The 16,668-nt window shown below is 68.0% G+C and carries 14 protein-coding genes; 6 read left to right on the top strand and 8 right to left on the bottom strand.

What is annotated here, in order from left to right:
- Positions 1 to 6: 6 nt before the first annotated feature.
- Positions 7 to 534: an RNA polymerase sigma factor gene (locus tag AC1RNC_RS04625; protein ID WP_492839539.1), complete on the bottom strand. Its 528-nt coding sequence runs from the start codon at positions 532 to 534 to the stop codon at positions 7 to 9.
- A gap of 173 nt (positions 535 to 707) precedes the next feature.
- Here AC1RNC_RS04625 and AC1RNC_RS04620 point away from each other — a divergent pair, with 173 nt between their 5' ends.
- The 5 genes from AC1RNC_RS04620 to AC1RNC_RS04600 are packed head-to-tail and all read left to right on the top strand — an operon-like array spanning position 708 to position 4,962.
- Positions 708 to 1,418: a thermostable hemolysin gene (locus AC1RNC_RS04620; RefSeq protein ID WP_492884394.1), complete on the top strand. Its 711-nt coding sequence runs from the start codon at positions 708 to 710 to the stop codon at positions 1,416 to 1,418.
- Positions 1,415 to 2,881, top strand: a complete 1,467-nt coding sequence (locus AC1RNC_RS04615) for an AMP-binding protein (RefSeq protein ID WP_492884079.1) — start codon at positions 1,415 to 1,417, stop codon at positions 2,879 to 2,881. Before AC1RNC_RS04620 ends, AC1RNC_RS04615 begins: the two co-directional genes overlap by 4 nt.
- On the top strand, positions 2,878 to 3,546 hold the full coding sequence (locus tag AC1RNC_RS04610; RefSeq protein ID WP_492884077.1) for an iron-containing redox enzyme family protein: 669 nt from the start codon (positions 2,878 to 2,880) through the stop codon (positions 3,544 to 3,546). The genes AC1RNC_RS04615 and AC1RNC_RS04610 overlap by 4 nt, the downstream gene beginning before the upstream one ends.
- The gene (locus AC1RNC_RS04605) at positions 3,539 to 4,291 is read left to right on the top strand and encodes an SDR family NAD(P)-dependent oxidoreductase (RefSeq protein WP_492884075.1); all 753 of its coding nucleotides are present in this window, start codon (positions 3,539 to 3,541) and stop codon (positions 4,289 to 4,291) included. Before AC1RNC_RS04610 ends, AC1RNC_RS04605 begins: the two co-directional genes overlap by 8 nt.
- A gap of 17 nt (positions 4,292 to 4,308) precedes the next feature.
- A complete protein-coding gene (locus AC1RNC_RS04600; RefSeq protein WP_492884073.1) occupies positions 4,309 to 4,962 on the top strand; it encodes a tetratricopeptide repeat protein in 654 nt (217 codons plus the stop codon).
- Between the two features lie 18 nt (positions 4,963 to 4,980).
- On the opposite strand, the gene AC1RNC_RS04595 is transcribed toward AC1RNC_RS04600, so the two are convergent.
- The 5 genes from AC1RNC_RS04595 to AC1RNC_RS04575 form a co-directional block, all read right to left on the bottom strand.
- Positions 4,981 to 5,682 carry a VIT1/CCC1 transporter family protein gene (locus tag AC1RNC_RS04595; protein ID WP_492884071.1) on the bottom strand — a complete coding sequence of 234 codons (702 nt, stop codon included), beginning with the start codon at positions 5,680 to 5,682 and terminating at the stop codon, positions 4,981 to 4,983.
- Between the two features lie 175 nt (positions 5,683 to 5,857).
- Positions 5,858 to 7,432, bottom strand: coding sequence for an alkaline phosphatase D family protein (locus AC1RNC_RS04590; protein ID WP_492884069.1), 1,575 nt, complete (start codon positions 7,430 to 7,432; stop codon positions 5,858 to 5,860).
- Positions 7,433 to 7,440: 8 nt separating this feature from the next.
- Complete coding sequence (locus tag AC1RNC_RS04585; protein ID WP_492884067.1) at positions 7,441 to 10,257, bottom strand: TonB-dependent receptor; 2,817 nt, start codon at positions 10,255 to 10,257, stop codon at positions 7,441 to 7,443.
- 123 nt (positions 10,258 to 10,380) lie between these two features.
- Complete coding sequence (locus AC1RNC_RS04580; RefSeq protein ID WP_492884065.1) at positions 10,381 to 11,343, bottom strand: FecR family protein; 963 nt, start codon at positions 11,341 to 11,343, stop codon at positions 10,381 to 10,383.
- On the bottom strand, positions 11,330 to 11,950 hold the full coding sequence (locus tag AC1RNC_RS04575) for an RNA polymerase sigma factor (protein WP_492884063.1): 621 nt from the start codon (positions 11,948 to 11,950) through the stop codon (positions 11,330 to 11,332). Before AC1RNC_RS04575 ends, AC1RNC_RS04580 begins: the two co-directional genes overlap by 14 nt.
- A 263-nt stretch (positions 11,951 to 12,213) precedes the next feature.
- Here AC1RNC_RS04575 and AC1RNC_RS04570 point away from each other — a divergent pair, with 263 nt between their 5' ends.
- Complete coding sequence (locus AC1RNC_RS04570; protein WP_492884061.1) at positions 12,214 to 12,588, top strand: hypothetical protein; 375 nt, start codon at positions 12,214 to 12,216, stop codon at positions 12,586 to 12,588.
- Positions 12,589 to 12,621: 33 nt separating this feature from the next.
- Here AC1RNC_RS04570 and AC1RNC_RS04565 read toward each other — a convergent pair whose 3' ends face one another.
- Positions 12,622 to 13,377 (bottom strand): DeoR/GlpR family DNA-binding transcription regulator, encoded by a 756-nt coding sequence (locus AC1RNC_RS04565; RefSeq protein WP_492884059.1) that lies wholly within the window; start codon positions 13,375 to 13,377, stop codon positions 12,622 to 12,624.
- 107 nt (positions 13,378 to 13,484) lie between these two features.
- A complete protein-coding gene (locus AC1RNC_RS04560; protein WP_492884057.1) occupies positions 13,485 to 16,502 on the bottom strand; it encodes a TonB-dependent receptor in 3,018 nt (1,005 codons plus the stop codon).
- Positions 16,503 to 16,668 lie beyond the last annotated feature (166 nt).

The following is a 16,668-nucleotide window of genomic DNA, read 5'->3' as shown; positions in this document are numbered from 1 at the left end:
TCCTTCTCATGGCCACCGCCCGACCTTGGCGACGATCAGCTTGAGACTGGCCATCATGTATTTCTCGACGCTGGACCGCGACACCCCCATCGCCGCCGCGGTCTCGGCATGGGTCAACCCTTCCAGCTTGTGCAGGCGGAACGCCTCCCGCGCGGCCGGCGGCATCGCCTCGACCGCCTCCAGGACCCGGGAAAGCTGCTGCTTGGCGGCGGTGGCCTCGTCCGCGGGAACCTCGTCAACGACCTGGTCGCCGCCGATGTCCGACACATGCGCTCCGTGCCATTGGGCGTCGCGCGCCTGGGCCCTTCGCCGGACCTTGATCCGGTCCAGCATCAGGTTCGTACCCAGGCGGTAGAGATAGGCTGCGGGATTGTCGATAGCCTCGGCGCGCCGATCCACGATCTTCAGATAGATGTCCTGCACCAGATCCTCGGCCGCCTCGTCCGACCGCAGACGCACGCGGAAATACCGCAACAGATCCTCGCGCCGCTCCATGTAGGCGGAAAGCAGGGGATGGACGTCTGTGTCGTCCAAGGCGCGGTCGCGCTCCTCGAAGGGCCGGCGCCAGAATCCGCGCCTGCGACAATCTTTCCGAAGCGCCGACGCCGCGCAACCGCCGAAAGCATTGAGGCGCCCGTCGGGGGGTGTCGTCCTTGCCGGTCGAAAGCGCTCGTTCATGCGCCGGACAGGAGATCCCCTTGCTGGAAGTGATGATGATGAACGACGGAGCCCGCGTCGGCAGCCTGTGCTTCGACGCCGACCGCGTGCGCCGGTTCACCTCCGTCGAGCCGCGGATCATCTCGATCCACAACCATTTCCGCCCCGAGCGTCTAAGGGTGGAAGCCTATATCGAGGCGACCTACGCCGAGGCGTTCGGGAGCCGGATCCGGTCCCACTATCCGACCCTGATGAGCGTGCAGGACGCCGCGGGCCAGATTCACGCCGCCGTCGGCTTTCGCCTCGCGAACGAGGCGCCGTTGTTCCTCGAACGCTATCTGGACGAGCCGATCGAGACGGCGCTTCGCACGGCGACCGGCGCGGCCGTCCGTCGCGACGAAGTGGCCGAGATCGGCAGCCTGGCGTCCCAGAGCGCCGGCGCGTCCCTGTTTCTCTTCATGGCCCTGGCGCGCCATCTGCATCATCTGGGCTGCGAGCACGCCGTGGCCACCGCGACGCGACAACTGCGCCGGACCTTCAATCGCGTCGGCTTTCCAACCCGGCGGCTGACGCCGGCCGATCCCGCGCGACTGGGCCCGGAGGTGAAGGACTGGGGCGGCTACTACGAGCGCGATCCCGAGGTGCTGGCCGGCGCCATCGCCCCCACCCTCGAACCCCTGTCTCAGCTGCTGATGACCCAGCCACCGCCGATCCAAGGCGCCTGCTCCCGTTTGCATCCCCATCTGGGAGATCGCCCATGAGCCTCGTCCTCGCCGCCATCGCTCAGCGCGCGCGTCTCGGTGACGGCGCCATCGCGCTCAGCGACCAGACCAGCGCCTTCACCTACGGCGCGCTCGAGACCGCCATCGCCGCCGCGGCGCGGGATCTCTTCCTTTGGGCTCCGCTCGTCAGGCCAGGCTCGCCGATCGCCGTACGCCTGCCCAACGGGGCGGCCTGGGTCATTCTGGACCTCGCCCTGGCCCGCCTGGGCTGGGCCAGTCTTCCGCTGCCCGGCTTCTTCACCGACGCCCAGCGCCAGCACGCCATGGCCGACGCGGGCGCCAGCCTGCTGGTCGAGCTCTCCGACGCCGCCAATTGCGATCTGGGCGTCGCCGGGTCTCCGCTGCGGGTGACGCCGCTGTCCCTGCCGGACCGGCGACTGCCCGCCGGAACCGCCAAGATCACCTACACATCCGGTTCCACCGGCCAGCCAAAGGGCGTCTGTCTGTCGCGCCAGCACATGGAGGCGGTCGCCAGCTCTCTGGTCCAGGCCATCGGCGCGAACTATGCCGGCCTGCACCTGCCTCTGCTGCCGCTGTCGATCCTGCTGGAGAACGTGGCCGGCCTCTACACCACCCTGCTGGCCGGCGGCCGCTATCACATCCTGCCGCCCGACCAGCTGGGCCTGGCCGCCCCCTTCCGTCCAGACCTGCCCAAGCTGGCCGGCGCGATCGCCGAGCAGCGGGCCAACAGCCTGATCCTCGTGCCCGAACTGCTGCGCGCCCTGATGATGGTCATGACCTTCACCGGCGTACGCCTGCCCGACCTGACCCTGGTCGCCGTCGGCGGCGCCAAGGTCGCGCCCTCGTTGCAGGCCCAGGCCGATGAGCTGGGCCTGCCGGTCCACGAAGGCTACGGCCTCAGCGAATGCGCTTCCGTCGTCGCGCTCAACACGCCGGCGGCGCGCAAGGCGGGAACGGTCGGACGCCCGCTTCCGCACCTGGGCGTCGCCATTCGCGAAGGCGAGATCGTCGTCGAGAACTCCGGCTTCCTCGGCTATGCGGGCGGCCAGACGCACGACGGCCCGGTCTTCACGGGCGATCTCGGCGAGATCGACGAGGACGGCTTCCTGCGTATTTCCGGCCGACGCCTGAACACGATCATCACCAGCCACGGCCGCAACGTCGCGCCCGAATGGGTCGAGAGCGAGCTGACCGCCCAGCCCGAGATCCGCCAGGCCGTGGTCCTGGGCGAGGCCCAGGCCGAGCTCTCGGCGCTGATCGTGCCCCTCATCCCAGGCATGGACGAAGCGGCGATCGCGGGCGCCGTCGCCCGCGCCAACGCCAACCTTCCGCCCTACGCCCGGATCGGCCGCTGGCTCGCGCGCGACGCCTTCGACCCCGCCGCCGGCGAATTGACCAACAACGGTCGTCCTCGACGCGCGGTGCTCGGCGCCCGCTACCGGGACTTCATGGAAGCTTCCACGACAGGAGATCTCGCGTGAATTTCTATCAACGCCTCGTGGCCGAAACGGTCGACGGACAGATGGAGCTCGCCTCGACGCCCCAGATTCAGGACGGCCTGACGGGCCGTATCTCGCGCGAGACCTATATCGCCTACCTGACCGAGGCCTATCACCATGTGAAGCATACCGTGCCGCTGATGAACGCGGCGCGCGCCGGCATGGACGAGGCTCACCAGCGCTTCGTCGAGGCCCTGGACGAGTACATCGTCGAGGAGACCGGTCACGAACACTGGATCCTCAGCGACATCAAGAACTGCGGCGGCGATCCGGAAGCCGTTCGCGTCGGCGCGCCACGCCCGGCGACGCTGGCGATGACCGACTACGCCTACGACTATGTCCGCAACGCCAACCCGATGGGCTTCTTCGGCATGGTCTTCGTGCTCGAAGGCACCAGCGTTCGGCTCGCGACGCAGGGCGCCGAAGCGGTCGCCAAGAACCTTGGCCTTGGCCCGGAATGCTTCAGCTACCTCACCTCACACGGAGCGCTCGACATCGAGCACCTGAGCTTCTTCGAGACGCTGATGAACCAGGTCGACGATCCCGCCGACCAGGCCGCGATCATCGAGGTCGCCAAGGCGATCTTCCAGCGCTTCGCCGCGGTGTTCCGCTCGATCCCGCACGTCCGGGAAACGGCCCATGCTTGAGAACAAGACCGTTCTCGTCACCGGGGCCTCGGGCGGACTCGGCGCCCTGGTGGCCCGGCAACTGGTCGACGAAGGCGCGCATGTCACGGCGCTCGGCCGCAACCGCCCGGACACCGACGTGGACTTTCTGCCCCATGACCTTTCGACGCCCGCCGGCATTGAAGCGGCCGCCGAGGACCTTGGCCAGCGCCGTTGGGACATCCTCGTGAACCTCGCCGGCGTGCAGCATTTCGGCCCGGTCGAGACGGAGGATTCTGAGAGCCTGGTGGCCGGCTACATGGTCAATCTGGTCGCGCCCGTCCGGCTGACCCAGGCCGTGCTGCCCGGCATGAAGGCGCGCGGGGCGGGACAGATCGTCAACATCGGCTCGATCTTCGGCTCGATCAACTTCGCCCATTTCGCCAGCTATTCCAGCGCCAAGGCCGGACTGCGCGGGTTCAGCCAGGCTCTTCGGCGCGAGGTGGCTGGGACGGGCGTGGATGTGACCTACATCGCGCCCCGCGCGGTGCGGACGGCGATGGTGTCGGATCGGGTGCTGGAGTTCGCCAAGCTCACCCAGATGCAGATCGACCGGCCCGAAGCCACGGCCAGACGGATCGTCTCGGCTATCCGGGCGCGACGCCGCGACGTGTATCTCGGCTTCCCCGAAGCCTTCTTCGTTCGCCTGAACGCCCTGCTGCCCGGTCTCGTCGACCGCGCCCTCTCCGCCAACGACCGCAAGGCCGCGCAGCTGTTCGCGCGCTGATCACCCAGGACATCATCATGATTCAGAAATCTCTCGTCGCCCTCGGCCTGGCCCTTTCGCTGGCGGCCGGAGCCGCCCGGGCCGATGCGCTCGATCCCCGCCTGGACGGCCTCGCCCGCGCCTGGGCCCACGCCAACTATGAGATCACCGACAAGGGCGCCCAGGGCGCGGCGGCGGCGCAGGTGGCCGCGGAAGCCGACGCCCTGGCCAGGCAGAACCCCGGCCGGGCCGAGCCCCTCGTCTGGGAAGCCATCGCCAAGGCGACCCAGGCCGGCGCCAAGGGCGGGCTCGGCGGGCTGGCCCTTGCCAAGGAGTCGAGGTCCCTTCTGGAACGCGCCGAGAAGATCAATCCCAACGCGCTGGGGGACGGCTCCGTCTACACCAGCCTGGGCTCGCTCTACGCCCAGGTGCCGGGCTTCCCGATCGGCTTCGGCGATCCCGCCAAGGCGCGGAGCTATCTGCAGAAGGCCCTCGCGGCCAATCCCAACGGCGTGGACTCCAACTTCTTCTACGGCGATTTCCTGATGCGCCAGAACGACTATGCCGGCGCCAGCAAGGCGCTGCAGAAGGCGCTGGCCGCGCCGCCGCGTCCGGGTCGGGAGATCGCCGACAAGGGCCGCAAGGCCCAGGCGTCGGCCCTTCTCAGCCAGGCCCAGGCCAAGCTGCGCTAGATAGCTTGGGCGTGGCGATCAGATCGCCGCGCCCACGAAGCGCCCTATGACGGCCGTCACGGCCATCGCCACCGCGCCCCAGAGCGTGACACGGACGACGCCCCGCCAAGGCGACGCATCGCCGGCCTTGGCGCCGACATAGCCGAGGATCGCCAGGCCACAGAGCGAGGCGATCGTCACCGCGCCGCTCAGCATCGCGCGCGGCGCCGCCACAGCGACCACGAGAGGCAGAACCGCCCCGGCGGCGAAGCTGGCGGCGGACGAGAACGCCGCCTGGACCGGCCGGGCGCCGGTCAAGTCCGAAAGGCCCAGCTCGTCGCGGGCGTGCGCCGCGAGCGCGTCCTTGGCCATCAGCTGCGTCGCGACCAGACGCGCGGTTTCCGGTTCGACGCCGCGGCTGATATAGATCTGGGCCAGTTCCTCATGCTCGGCTTCGGGCAGATCGCGGAGTTCGGCGACCTCACGGGCCAACTCCGCCTTTTCCGTATCGGCCTGCGAGCTCACCGACACGTACTCGCCCGCGGCCATCGACATCGCCCCGGCCACGACGGCGGCGACGCCGGCGACGACCACTTCTCCCGGAGACTTCGCGGCCGACGCCACGCCGACAATTAGGCTCGCGGTGGACACCAGACCGTCGTTGGCGCCAAGCACGGCGGCGCGCAGCCAGCCGATCCGCGAAACGCGGTGACGCTCAATATGGCGATAGACAGCGCGCATTGAAGGCCTCCTAGCCCAGCCCCTCCGGAGGGTTTCGACTCGCCGGATGACCGAGCCTGATCCTGACACTCACCGACGTCATGACGAAGGTCAAAGCGCACCCGCGCCGTGAGGCTCGTTTTCCGAGAGCGCGGGTGATCCTCGTCCTCGCCAGGAGACGCCGCTACGCTGGCCGCTAAAGGGTTTGCAGGCCTGGCCTTGTCCGTTCGACGGCGAACCGCGCGACGGTGGACAACGCCCCGCCGGGCGTGGTCACGCGATCCACGACCTTGACGTCCGTGCGCCAGACGTCGCGGCCGATGTCGAAGAGCTGGTAGCCGCGCCGGGCGTCGAACAGCTCGCAGTGCGGGTTGTCGGCCGGCACGCCCTTCCACTCGTCCGAGATCGCCACGCCATCGCCACCCGAACTGATCGAGGTCGAGACGAACTCCGTCGCGACCGCCGGGCTGTCCCACGCGCCTTCGCGCGACGGCAGGACGCCGGCATGGTGCTGGTGCACGTCGCCCGTGGAGATCACCACATTGGTCAGCTTCCGGGCCTGGATCGCCGCGACCAGACGCTCGCGGCTGGTGGCATAGCCGCTCCAGCTGTCGAGATTGGCGCGCCCCGCGCCGCGCGTGGCGGGATAGAGGAACGGCATCACCATCACCTGCTGGGCCAGCAGGTTCCAGCGCGGGTCGCCGCTCAACCCCTGCTCCAGCCAGGCCGCCTGGGCCTCGCCCAGAATGGTCGGGCGCGGGGTCGAGTCCAGCGGCAAGCAGCGATCCAGCGCCTTGGCGCCGCAGATCTGGCCGCTGCGGAACTGGCGCGTGTCGAGCACCTGGACGCGCAGCAGGTCGCCATAGTCGATCCGCCGGTGCATGCGCACGGCGCCGGCGACCGGGAACGACGACCGGCGCACCGGCATGTTCTCGTACCAGGCCTGCATGGCCGCTGCTCGCCGCAGGCGGAAGATCTCGCGCGGCGTGGCGTCCTGGTCCTCGTCGCCGGCCCAGTTGTTGTCGACCTCGTGGTCGTCATAGGAGGACAGGAAGGCCGCCGCCGCGTGGGCGGCCTGCAGGTCCGGGTCGGTCTTGTACTGGGCGTAGCGACGGCGGTAGTCGTCCAGCGAATAGAGCTCGCCGCCGGCATGCTCGCGGAAGCAGACACGGCCCTTGTCGGCCGCGTCCTTGCTGACCGGACAGCCCTTGCCGCCCGCGCCCTCGTAGATGTAGTCGCCATAGTGGAAAATGACGTCGAGGTCCGGCTCCTGGCTCAGGCGCCTATAGGCCGTATACAGCCCCGCCTCATAGTGCTGACAGCCGGCCACGCCGATGCGCAGGCGGTCGAGGCGGGCGCCGGCGGCGGGGGTCGTCCGCGCCGTGCCGACCCGGCTGGTCTCGCCGGCGGCCGAAAAACGATACCAGTACCGCGCGCCGGGTTTCAGGCCCTCGACCTCGACATGGACCGAATGGCCCAGTTCCGGTCGCGCCGGCGCCTTGCCGGACGCGACGATGCGGGAAAAGCCCTCGTCCTCGGCGACTTCCCAGCCCACCGGCACGATGCGCGACGGCATGCCGCCGCCCAGTTCCAGCGGCCGGGTGGCCAGCCGCGTCCAGATGACGAAGCCGTCGGGCGCGGGGTCGCCCGAGGCCACGCCCAGGGTGAAGGGATCGGCGCCCAGCCCCTGCGACCAGACGGGCCCGGCGGCGGCGCCGGCCAGCAGGAGGAGGCCGCCGGCCTGGATCAGGCGTCTGCGTTGAATGGTCATGCCGACTCTCACGGACGATAGATGACGTTGAGGAAGAAGGAGCGGCCCTTCTTCATTTCGGCCCGACGCTCCTTCAGGTTCGCGTCGTAGCCCAGGTAGAGATCCTCGTTGAGGATGTTCTTGGCCTGCAGCTTGACGATCCAGTCGCCGGCCACCCGATAGCGCACGGTGGCGTCCATCTGCCCTCGGGCCTCGGGCCCCCTGTTCAGCCAGGGATTGGCGCCGATGCCGTCATAGTAGGCGTCGCCCCAGTTATAGCCGACCCGGGCCTCGCCATCGCGCGGCAGCTTGTAGAACACCGCCGCGTTGGCCATCCAGTTGCGCTGGTAGAGCAGACGATCGATGTGCAGCACCTTGCCGTCGACGATGTAGTCCATGTCGCCCCAGGTGCGCGTGGCATTCAGCGCGACGCCGACCTTGTCCTTCAGCGGCCCGGGCAGGCCCGGCAAGGCGTTGTTGATGTACTGGACCTCGACGCCACGCAGCTTGGACTTGTTGGCGTTCATCGGAGTGCTGATCGTGTAGCGGAAGCCGTCGATCAGCTGTTCTTCCTTCAGCGCGTAGATGTCGTCCTTGATCGACTTGGCGAAGGCGCCGATGCTGGCCATTCCCTTGGCGCCGTTGAAATAGGCCTCCAGCGTCAGGTCGAAATTGTCGGCCCGGCGCGGCTTCAGGTCGGGATTGCCGCGCGAGATCGTAAAGCTGGTGTCGTTGCGCGTCTCGGCCTGGGCGATGTCCTCGGGCGCGGGGCGGCCCAGGGTGCGGCTGTAGCCGGCCTTCAGGCGAAGGTGGTCGCTGAAGTCGTGGACAGCGTTCAACGATGGGAGGAGGTGCGTGTAGTCGCCCTTGTAGCGGGTCGCGCCCGGCTTGAAGACGCCGCCGACCGACACCGGCACGTCGGCCTTGTAGTCGGCGGCGTCCAGGCGCAGGCCGCCGATGAAGCGAGTGCGCGACAGAGCGTAGAGCGCCGAGACGTAGCCGTACGAGATCGTCTCGTCATAGCGGTAGTCCGAGGCCAGCGACGCGCTGGCCGACGAGGCGGCGTTGGTCGCCAGGGTCGGCAGGATGTCCTGGCGGAACCTGGCGTAGTTGATCCACACCACCGGATAGTTCCAGAGCCACGGCAGGTAGCCGGTCGGTGAGTAGTCGTAGCCGGTCAGGGCGACCTTGCTCGACGTGTAGACGGTCTGGTCCAGGTTGCGCCGGATTTCGAACCGGCGGGCGCCGATCCCGGCCTTGTAGCCGAAGCCCAGGGCGTCGGAGTCGAAGTTGCGCGAGAAGTCGAGCTTGACCTCGGTGGCCGCGCCCTTGGCCTTGGTCAGCGTGTCGCCGGCGGTGAGCAGCGAATATTTGCTGGGGTCGGTCAGGCCGTCCGCGCCGCCCAGCGTGAACTTCACCGAGGGGTTGGACATGTCGTAGTTGATCGACAGGTTCGTCGGCTTGGCCTGGTAGGCGCTGGCCCACTCCAGATCGTAGAAGGTGTTGGTGTTGTAGCCGGCCCGCAGCTCGATATTGGTTCGCTCGTCGATGTCGTAGCGGGTCTTGAACAACGCGCCCCGGGTCTCGTTCTCGAACCGGTCGTAGTTGAAGGCCGTCCGCACGTCCGGGACCCTCAGCGTGCCGGTGTGCTGGGTCTGGTTGCTGAGATTGGCGAAGGCCCGCAGGGTGAAGACGTTGTTGGTCTGGTCCTCGGTCTGCTTGTAGTCATAGACCATCAGCGAGCTGTACCAGCGATCCGCCGGCTTGAACTCGAAGGTCGCCGAGCCGCCGTAGGTCTTGATGTAGCTGGTGAATTCGTAGTCGACCAGCGCCTGGGGCGCGGGGTCGAAACCGTTCCAGTTGGGCTGGTCGGGCGTCGTGGCCGCCCCCGACGCCGTATAGTAGGTGCGGGCGTTGGGGTTGCGCTTGACGTCGTCGTACGAGCGCTGCTGGTAGGTGCCGCTGAGCACCAGGCCGAATTTCTCGTCCGGACCCAGGCGGTGGCTCCACAGCGCCTTGATCCCGCCGCTCCACGGTGAGTCCTTGTAACCGCCCAGGCTGTTGCCGCCGGGCACGTCGTTGTTGGTGACGTAGTTGACGAAGGTGTCGACGTAGAACTTGTCCTTGCCCCGGCCATAGGCGCTGTAGGGCACGATGTTGATCACCCCGCCGATCGCGCCGGCGTCCTGGTCGGCGGTGAAGGTCTTGAAAATCTCGGTCTTGCGGGCCGCCTGGCTGGGGATGAGGGCCAGGTCCACCCGGCGCTGGCCCGCGCCCTGGTTGGCGACGGAGATCATGCCGATACCGTCGACCGAAACGTAGTTCAGGTCCGGCGTTATGCCGCGCACGGCGACATACTGGCTTTCCTGCTCGCCATAGAGCACCTGCATGGTGCTGACGGCGGGCACGCGGCTGAGAGCCTCGGCCAGCGACTGGTCGGCCAGATCGCCGGTGTCGTCCTGGGTCAGGGCGTCGACGACCGTCAGCGAATTGCGGCGGGTGGCGATGGCTTCCTGGTTCTGGAGCGCGGTGCCGGTGACGACGAGGGCCTCGACGGCGGCCGCGTCTTCAGGCGCGGCGGCGGCGGGAAATCGCGCCGCCTGGGCCGCATCGAGGGTGATCACGGCGCCATCCTGCGAGGCGACGCGCAGGCCGGCGCCGGCCAGCAGCAGGTCGAGACCGACGCGCGCTTCCATGGAGCCCGACACGGCTTGGGTGCGAACGCCGCGCGTCAGCGGCTCGGCGACCAGGATCTGCAGCCCGGCCTGGCGCGCGAACTGGGGGATGCCGGTCGCCGCGGCCTGCGCCGGCACGTCGAAGCGCCGAACCTCGGCGTGGGCCGTCAATGGAATTGCGATCGCCGAGGCCGCAACCGAGGATAGAATAAGACTATTTCCGCGACCAAGGAACATCAGGACCCCTCCAAGCATCATGTGCGAGGAGAAGATGCGCGAGCGCCTCGTTTTCCTTCAGGGAAGGCCCGATTTTTGTTGTGAATGTTCTATGACGATCCCAGTTTTATCTTCGCGAATCTCGCCGCCCGTCATGCGCGCGACCGCCAGAGCGAACTGTTGGGGCTGATCGATCAGGAAATAGCCGACGATGGTGCGCCGCCCCGCCTCGGGATCGCGCAGGGTGATCTTGCGCTCATTGTAGCGATTGAACTCGGCGACGGCGCTCGCGACGGTCTCGCCGCCCAGAACGATCTCGCCGCGCCGCCAGGCCAGGACGTCGTCGGTCCGCACCGGCTGGGCCGTTGGCGGCAGGGGCGCGGCGTCGGCGATGAACGCCTCTTGCCCCGCCGAGATCGCTAGCAAGGTCGCCGACGCGCCATCCCGCCAGGCCACGACGCGTCCCTCGGTGACCACGACCCGGGCGCCCTGCTCTTCCCGCCGCACGGCGAAGGCCGTGCCTGTGGCGCGCACATGCACCGCGCCGGCGTCGACAACGAAGGGATGGGCGCGGTCCTTGGCGACCTGGAACCAGGCCTCGCCCCGGCGCAGCGCGACGCGCCGCTCGCGTCCGACGAAGTTCACGCCCACCCGGCTGTCGGTATTGATGATCGCCACCGACCCGTCCCGCAGCGCCACGCGCCGCTGCTCGCCGGTCTCGGTGCGGAAGTCGTGGAACGGCGACAGCAGCCAGGCCACGGCGATCACACCGGCCGCCGCCAGCACCCATCCGGTCCCCTGGACCAGGCGCGCGGGGGTCCTGACCAGGCGCGACCCGGGCCGGCTGGGGATAGGCAACACCTTGCTGACCACGCGGCCGTGATCCAGCAGCCGCAGGCCGGCCTGGGCGCGCAGGAAGGCGCCGCGATGGCGGGCGTCTGCGGCCAGCCAGACCTCCAGCGCGTCCCGTTCGGCCTGATCGATCGCGCCGGCGTCGACACGCACCGCCCATTCGGCGGCCTGGGCGTCAATGTCGGACATGGACGGAGGAACGCTCATAGGAAGCCGGCGCATCCTGGACATCGCCGGGGTCGCTTTCGAGCGCTTTCAGGATAGCCTTCAACCCCCGGACGGAATGGTTCTCGACGACCGACTCCGTGACGCCGAGGCGTCGCGCGGTCTCCTTCTGCGAAAACCCGTGGATGCGCCGCAGCTCGACCACCTGACGGCATACCGGCGGCAACATCGCGATCAACCCCAGCACCCGTTCCAGTTCGCGCCGCGCGCCGATCACCTGCTCGGGCGAAGGATCCTCGTCCATCACCCGCAGAGTTTCCATATCGGTGACGGTCTCGATTCTGACCACCCGTTCGCGGCGCAGGCGCTGCAGCAGAATGGATCGGGCGGCGGCCAGGAAATAGGCCCGCCCATTGCGAATGTGCCCGATCGTGTCGAGCTCGGCGAGCTGACAATAGGTTTCCTGGATGACGTCATCCACGTCGCTTGAGCGCCGCATCGCCCGCATCAGCCAGGCCCGAACATAGGCTTCGTGCGGCAGGATATGCAACGCGACCCAATCGATGATCGCTTCACGACTCTGGTTCACGTCCGCCTCGACCCCGCGCTCTGCGGGCGGGAAGAGCACCATCGCGTGACAGGTTCATGACGCGGGCCGATCCATGCGCCCCCGGCGGTGCGCCCGAGACGCAATCATTTGCCCGTCGCACGGCTGTCCGTGCTACGAGTTCCCCGAGGCGCGCAATCACGCCATTCGGACAGGTTCCCGAGCGAACGGTCCCAAGGTCCCGAAGCGGGAACGCCCTACGCCATCAGCAAATTGCCGGGCGCCCCAAGGGTTCGGACCGACGATCTCCGCGGGTTCTCCGCCTCCGTTAGAATTGGAACGTCGACGTGGTCAGCCGAAAGCTTCTGATGGCGCTGTGCGCGATCGCCTATGTCGGCGCCGTCGGCTTTTCGGTCACGGATCTTCTGCGCGACCCGCCCTTGAAGTCCTACGCCATCGCCCCTGGAGACGATTGGACGCGATGCGTCGAAGTGCGCGCCACCAGCGAGCGCCTGGCCCGTCGAGAAGCCTTGAAACGCCCGCTACCCGTGAAGGCGGAAGGCCACTGCACCACCCTCCCCGTCCTCAAGGCGGTGGACCTGCGCCTGGTGTGGGAGCGCGGCTTCAACGCCCTGCTCGTCGTCTCGGCGATCCTGGCGGCGCTGTGGAGCGCCGAGTTCGCGACCCGCGCCTGGCGCCAAAGCGCCGCGCAGTCGACCTGAGCGCCCGATAGCTCACAAGCCCGGCGGCGGCCCTTAGGCGACCACGACCTCCGCATGGGAAAAGGCGTCCTGGAACGCCGGGCTCAGCGCGGCGTCGGTGACCAGGATGTCGACGTCCTTCAACGACGCGGTGTGGACCAGGCCGATGCGGCCGAACTTGCCCTCGTCCACCGCCAGCAGCACCCGGCTGGCCGTCGAATAGGCGATGCGGCTCATGATCGCCTCGCTGGGCGAGTGGTCCATAAGGCCATGCTCCAGGTTCACCGCGCCGACGGTGAGGACCGACAGGCTTGGCCGGAAGCCCGCCAGGAAGTCCTGGGCGTGGCGGTCGGAGAACGACTGGTAGGCCGCGTTCAGCTCGCCGCCGGCCAGGAACAGGGTGTGGCCCCGATCCTTGCGCACCGCCTGCGCCACGGCCAGGGAGTTGGTGATGATCTTCAGCTGGCGGTGCTCGCCCAGGGCCTTGGCCACGAAGCAGGACGTCGAGCCGCTGTCGAGGAACAGGGTGTCGCCGTCCGAGATGAACTTGACCACCGCCTCGGCGATCCGGGTCTTGCCGGCGACGTTCTTCTGCATGCGCAGATCGAACGGGCCTTCGATCTCCTGCGGCGGCAGGCGGACGGCGCCGTGCAGGCGCACGATCGTCCCGGCCTCCTCCATCACCCGCAGCTCGCGCCGGATCGTCTCTTCCGAGACCGACAGCGCCTTGGCGATGTCGGTGATGGCGCGCGTCTGGTTCGGCTCCAGCAGGTTCAGGATATCGCGCTGACGATCGTAGCGTTTGAGCATTCTCTGTCCGTCTCCGCGGGCCGCGCGACACTATGCCGTGAGTCCCGATAGATGAAGTGCGCCCCGGCCGGCGGGGATTGGGGAGACCGGCCGGGGACGCGCGCGTCCTAGAAGGCGACGCGCAACTGGATCCGCGCGTAGCGCGGGGTCTGGTAGTCGACCGGCTTGCGGAAGTTGGTGTCCGCCACGCCGCTGCCGCCCACGTCGCCGAACTCGTGATAGGCCGTCACCGCGTGCGAATTGAACAGGTTGAAGACGTCCAGCCGCAGCGAGGCGTCGAACCGCTCGCCCGGCGTCGGCAGGGTCACCACCGCCGAGGCGTTGAACTGCGTCACCCAGTCACCCTCGAAGGCCGAGCCGCGCTCGACCACCTTGCCCTGGCAGTAGAAGCCGTAGCCCTGATAGCCGTAGGCGGTGGCGTCGACGGCCTTGGGCACGATGCCGATGCAGCTGTACTTGCGCGGTGACTGCACCAGACCGTTGCCGCCCAGGGTCAGCCAGTCGTTGACCTTGTAACTGCCATAGGCCTTGAACGTGTGGCGGCGATGGTTGGGCAGGTAGCCGTCGGCGCCGTTCAGGAAGCCCGGCGAGTCGAAGTCGGCCGTGGTGTTGATCGCCAGCTGGCCGTTCTCCGAGCGCACGCCGCCCTCGTAGTTCCCCTTCAGGCTGGCCCAGGTGTACGACCCCGAGACCGACCACTGGCCGTCGAACGCCCGGTCGAAGGTGAAGGTCATGGCGTTGTAGTCGCGCTTGGGCTTGGGATAGGTCAGGTCCGCGGCCGACAGGGTGACGATCGGCTTGGAGCCGTCCGGCAGGCTGTTGAGGCGGATCTTCACGTCCTCGCCCGGATTGACGATCACCCACTGGCGACCGCCGCCGAAGCTCGACTGGCACTGGGCGGCGCTGAAGCCGGCCTTCACGCAATAGGCGCGCGCGCCGGTGTCGATGGCCACGTCCTCGACGATGTTGTTCAGCTCGCGGTGGGTGAAATAGGCGCCCACCTTGATCAGGTCGCCGACCCGGCGCTCATAGCCCAGCACGAACTCGTCGGCCGACTGCGGCTTGAGGTTGTGAGCGATGGACTCGGCGGTGTCAGCGACGAGGCCCGAGGCCGAGACCAGGCAGTTCGACACCTTGGTGTCCGGACAGGCCGAAACGCCGTTGGCCGTGGTGATCGCCGCGCCGATGGACGGGTCGCCATTGGCGCCGACGCCGTTTAGCAGGTTGTAGCGAGTGTAGGTCACCAGCGAGCCGGCGAACTTCAGCGACAGGTCGCTGGGCAGCGGCAGGTAGTAGCGGCCGAAGAAGCCGTAGAGCTTGGACTTGCCGTCGCCGAAGGGGTCGCCGGAGACCGACAGGCGCGGCGCCCACTGGTTGCCCGGGTCGTAGAAGCTCTTGTCCTCGGCGTTGCGGTTGTCGAAGCGGTCGTTGCGGACGCCCGCCTCGACCTGCAGTCGGTCGTTGAACAGCGACCACTGATCCTGGGCGTAGAACGCCTGGTTGACGGTGCCGAAGCTGCCGCTGTTGCGATAGACGCGGGTCGTCACGTACTCGACGCCGGCCGGCAGATTGCTCTGGTCCGAACCGTTCGAGCGGTACAGCTTGAAGGCCCCCCGTCCGATCGTCTCGAAGAACTGGGTCGCCGTGTTCTTCTCGTGGTCGTAGCCGATCCGCAGGTGGTGGGCGCCGAACAGGTCGAAGTTGAAATCGGCGTCGGCGCGATAGAACGTGCGCTTGTCGTCGTTGAACGACTGGGCGTCGGTGACCTTGTTCAGGCCGATGTTCACCCCCGCCGTGTTGCTCCGATAGTCGACGACCTGCTCGTGGGTCGTGTCCAGCGGCAGTTGGCCGTCGCGGAACTTGTTGACGCCATAGGCCGCCGACAGGGTGAACCAGGGCGTGAAGGTGCCGGTGTAGCGGCCGATATAGTTCTCGCCGCCCGAGCGCTGGTTGGTGCCGCCCGTCTCCGCCCCAACCGCCTTGGTCGTCGGATCGTAGTTCAGGCTGCGGTTACGCACGTCCTTGGTGGTGTCGAAATAGGTGAACTCCAGGTGCTGCTTGGAGGTCAGCCAGCCGTCCAGCTTGCCGCCCCAGAACGGCGCGTCGTCGCTGACCCGGGTGGCGTTGTTGCCATTGGCCTGGGGCGTGAAGCTCTTCAGCTTGCGCTGGTTGTAGAGGCCGTAGAAGAACAGGCGGTCCTTGATGATCGGCCCGCCCAGCTCGGCCACCCACTCCTCGCGGCTGGACGTGGAGTCCTGGAAGTTGTTGCGGAAGGTGTTGGGCGCGCTGTCGCGCAGGTCGCCTGGCTCCCAGGTCGCCGTCACGCCGCCGTGGAAGACATTGGTCCCCGACTTGGTGACGGCGTTGACGAAGCCGCCGGTCGAGCGGCCGAACTCGGCCGGATAGCCGCCGGTCTTCACTTCCACCGACTTGTAGAAGTCGAACGGCACTTCCACGGGCAACAGGCCCATGCGGAAATTGGTGATGTTCAGGCCGTTCACGAAGAAGGCGTTCTCGATGAAGCTGGCGCCCGAGATCGAGATCTGGTTGGCGAAGCTGCCGTTGGCCGAGGACGAGCCCTGCACGACGCCCGGCGACATCAGGGCGATGTCGCGCAGCGAGCGGCCGACCGGCACGCGCTCGACCAGTTCGCCGATCTCGATCGCCGCGCCGGTGGTGGTGATCTCGAAGTCCGGCGTGCGCATGCGGCCGGCCTTGACCACGATGGCCTCGACCGAGCCGACCGGCGCCAGGGTGAACTGGTTCGACCCGCCCGAACGGCTGATCAGCACGCCCGCTTCCGCATAGGCGTCATAGCCGTCGGCGCTGACCGAGACGCCGTAGGTCCCCGGAGCCAGCTGCGGAATAAAATAGGCGCCGCTGGCGTTGGTGGTCGCCGAACGCTTCACGCCCAGGCTTTCCGAGGTCAGCTGGACCACCGCCCCGGCGATCGGCTTACCTTCCGCCGACTGCACGCGGCCCGAGGCCTGGACGTTGGTGTAGTCCTCGGCGAAGGCCGGCGCCGTCATCAGCGCCACCGCCGTAATGCTCGTGCTGACCAGGGCCAGCGCCCGCAACGCCAGAACGCCGCTCAGGCGCCGCCCGGCTCGAGTTTGTTGCCTCACGACCGACTCTCCCAAAGAGAAATTTGTGCCCGACGAGCGTTGCGGCCGTCCTGCCGGCCGCTGCCCCCTCGCCACGGTCTCCCTTAGGCGCGATTTGTGGATGTGATGTGACATTTGTTGATTTCATGTTCATGTCACGCGAGATTGGCTTGCGCTTTGTGAGCAT

It is taken from the genome of Caulobacter sp. GW822-FHT01G02, assembly GCF_058802865.1.
The sequence above is the reverse complement of the archived record's forward strand: the minus strand, read 5'-3'. Positions and strand labels throughout refer to the sequence as shown.

Excerpts from the sequence above, each read along its gene's own strand:
- AC1RNC_RS04600 (WP_492884073.1), top strand. The coding sequence starts at position 4,309 with ATGATTCAGAAATCTCTCGTCGCCCTCGGCCTGGCCCTTTCGCTGGCG.
- AC1RNC_RS04575 (WP_492884063.1), bottom strand. The coding sequence starts at position 11,950 with ATGGTGCTCTTCCCGCCCGCAGAGCGCGGGGTCGAGGCGGACGTGAAC.
- AC1RNC_RS04590 (WP_492884069.1), bottom strand. The coding sequence starts at position 7,432 with ATGACCATTCAACGCAGACGCCTGATCCAGGCCGGCGGCCTCCTCCTG.
- AC1RNC_RS04615 (WP_492884079.1), top strand. The coding sequence starts at position 1,415 with ATGAGCCTCGTCCTCGCCGCCATCGCTCAGCGCGCGCGTCTCGGTGAC.
- AC1RNC_RS04605 (WP_492884075.1), top strand. The coding sequence starts at position 3,539 with ATGCTTGAGAACAAGACCGTTCTCGTCACCGGGGCCTCGGGCGGACTC.
- AC1RNC_RS04595 (WP_492884071.1), bottom strand. The coding sequence starts at position 5,682 with ATGCGCGCTGTCTATCGCCATATTGAGCGTCACCGCGTTTCGCGGATC.
- AC1RNC_RS04580 (WP_492884065.1), bottom strand. The coding sequence starts at position 11,343 with ATGTCCGACATTGACGCCCAGGCCGCCGAATGGGCGGTGCGTGTCGAC.
- AC1RNC_RS04565 (WP_492884059.1), bottom strand. The coding sequence starts at position 13,377 with ATGCTCAAACGCTACGATCGTCAGCGCGATATCCTGAACCTGCTGGAG.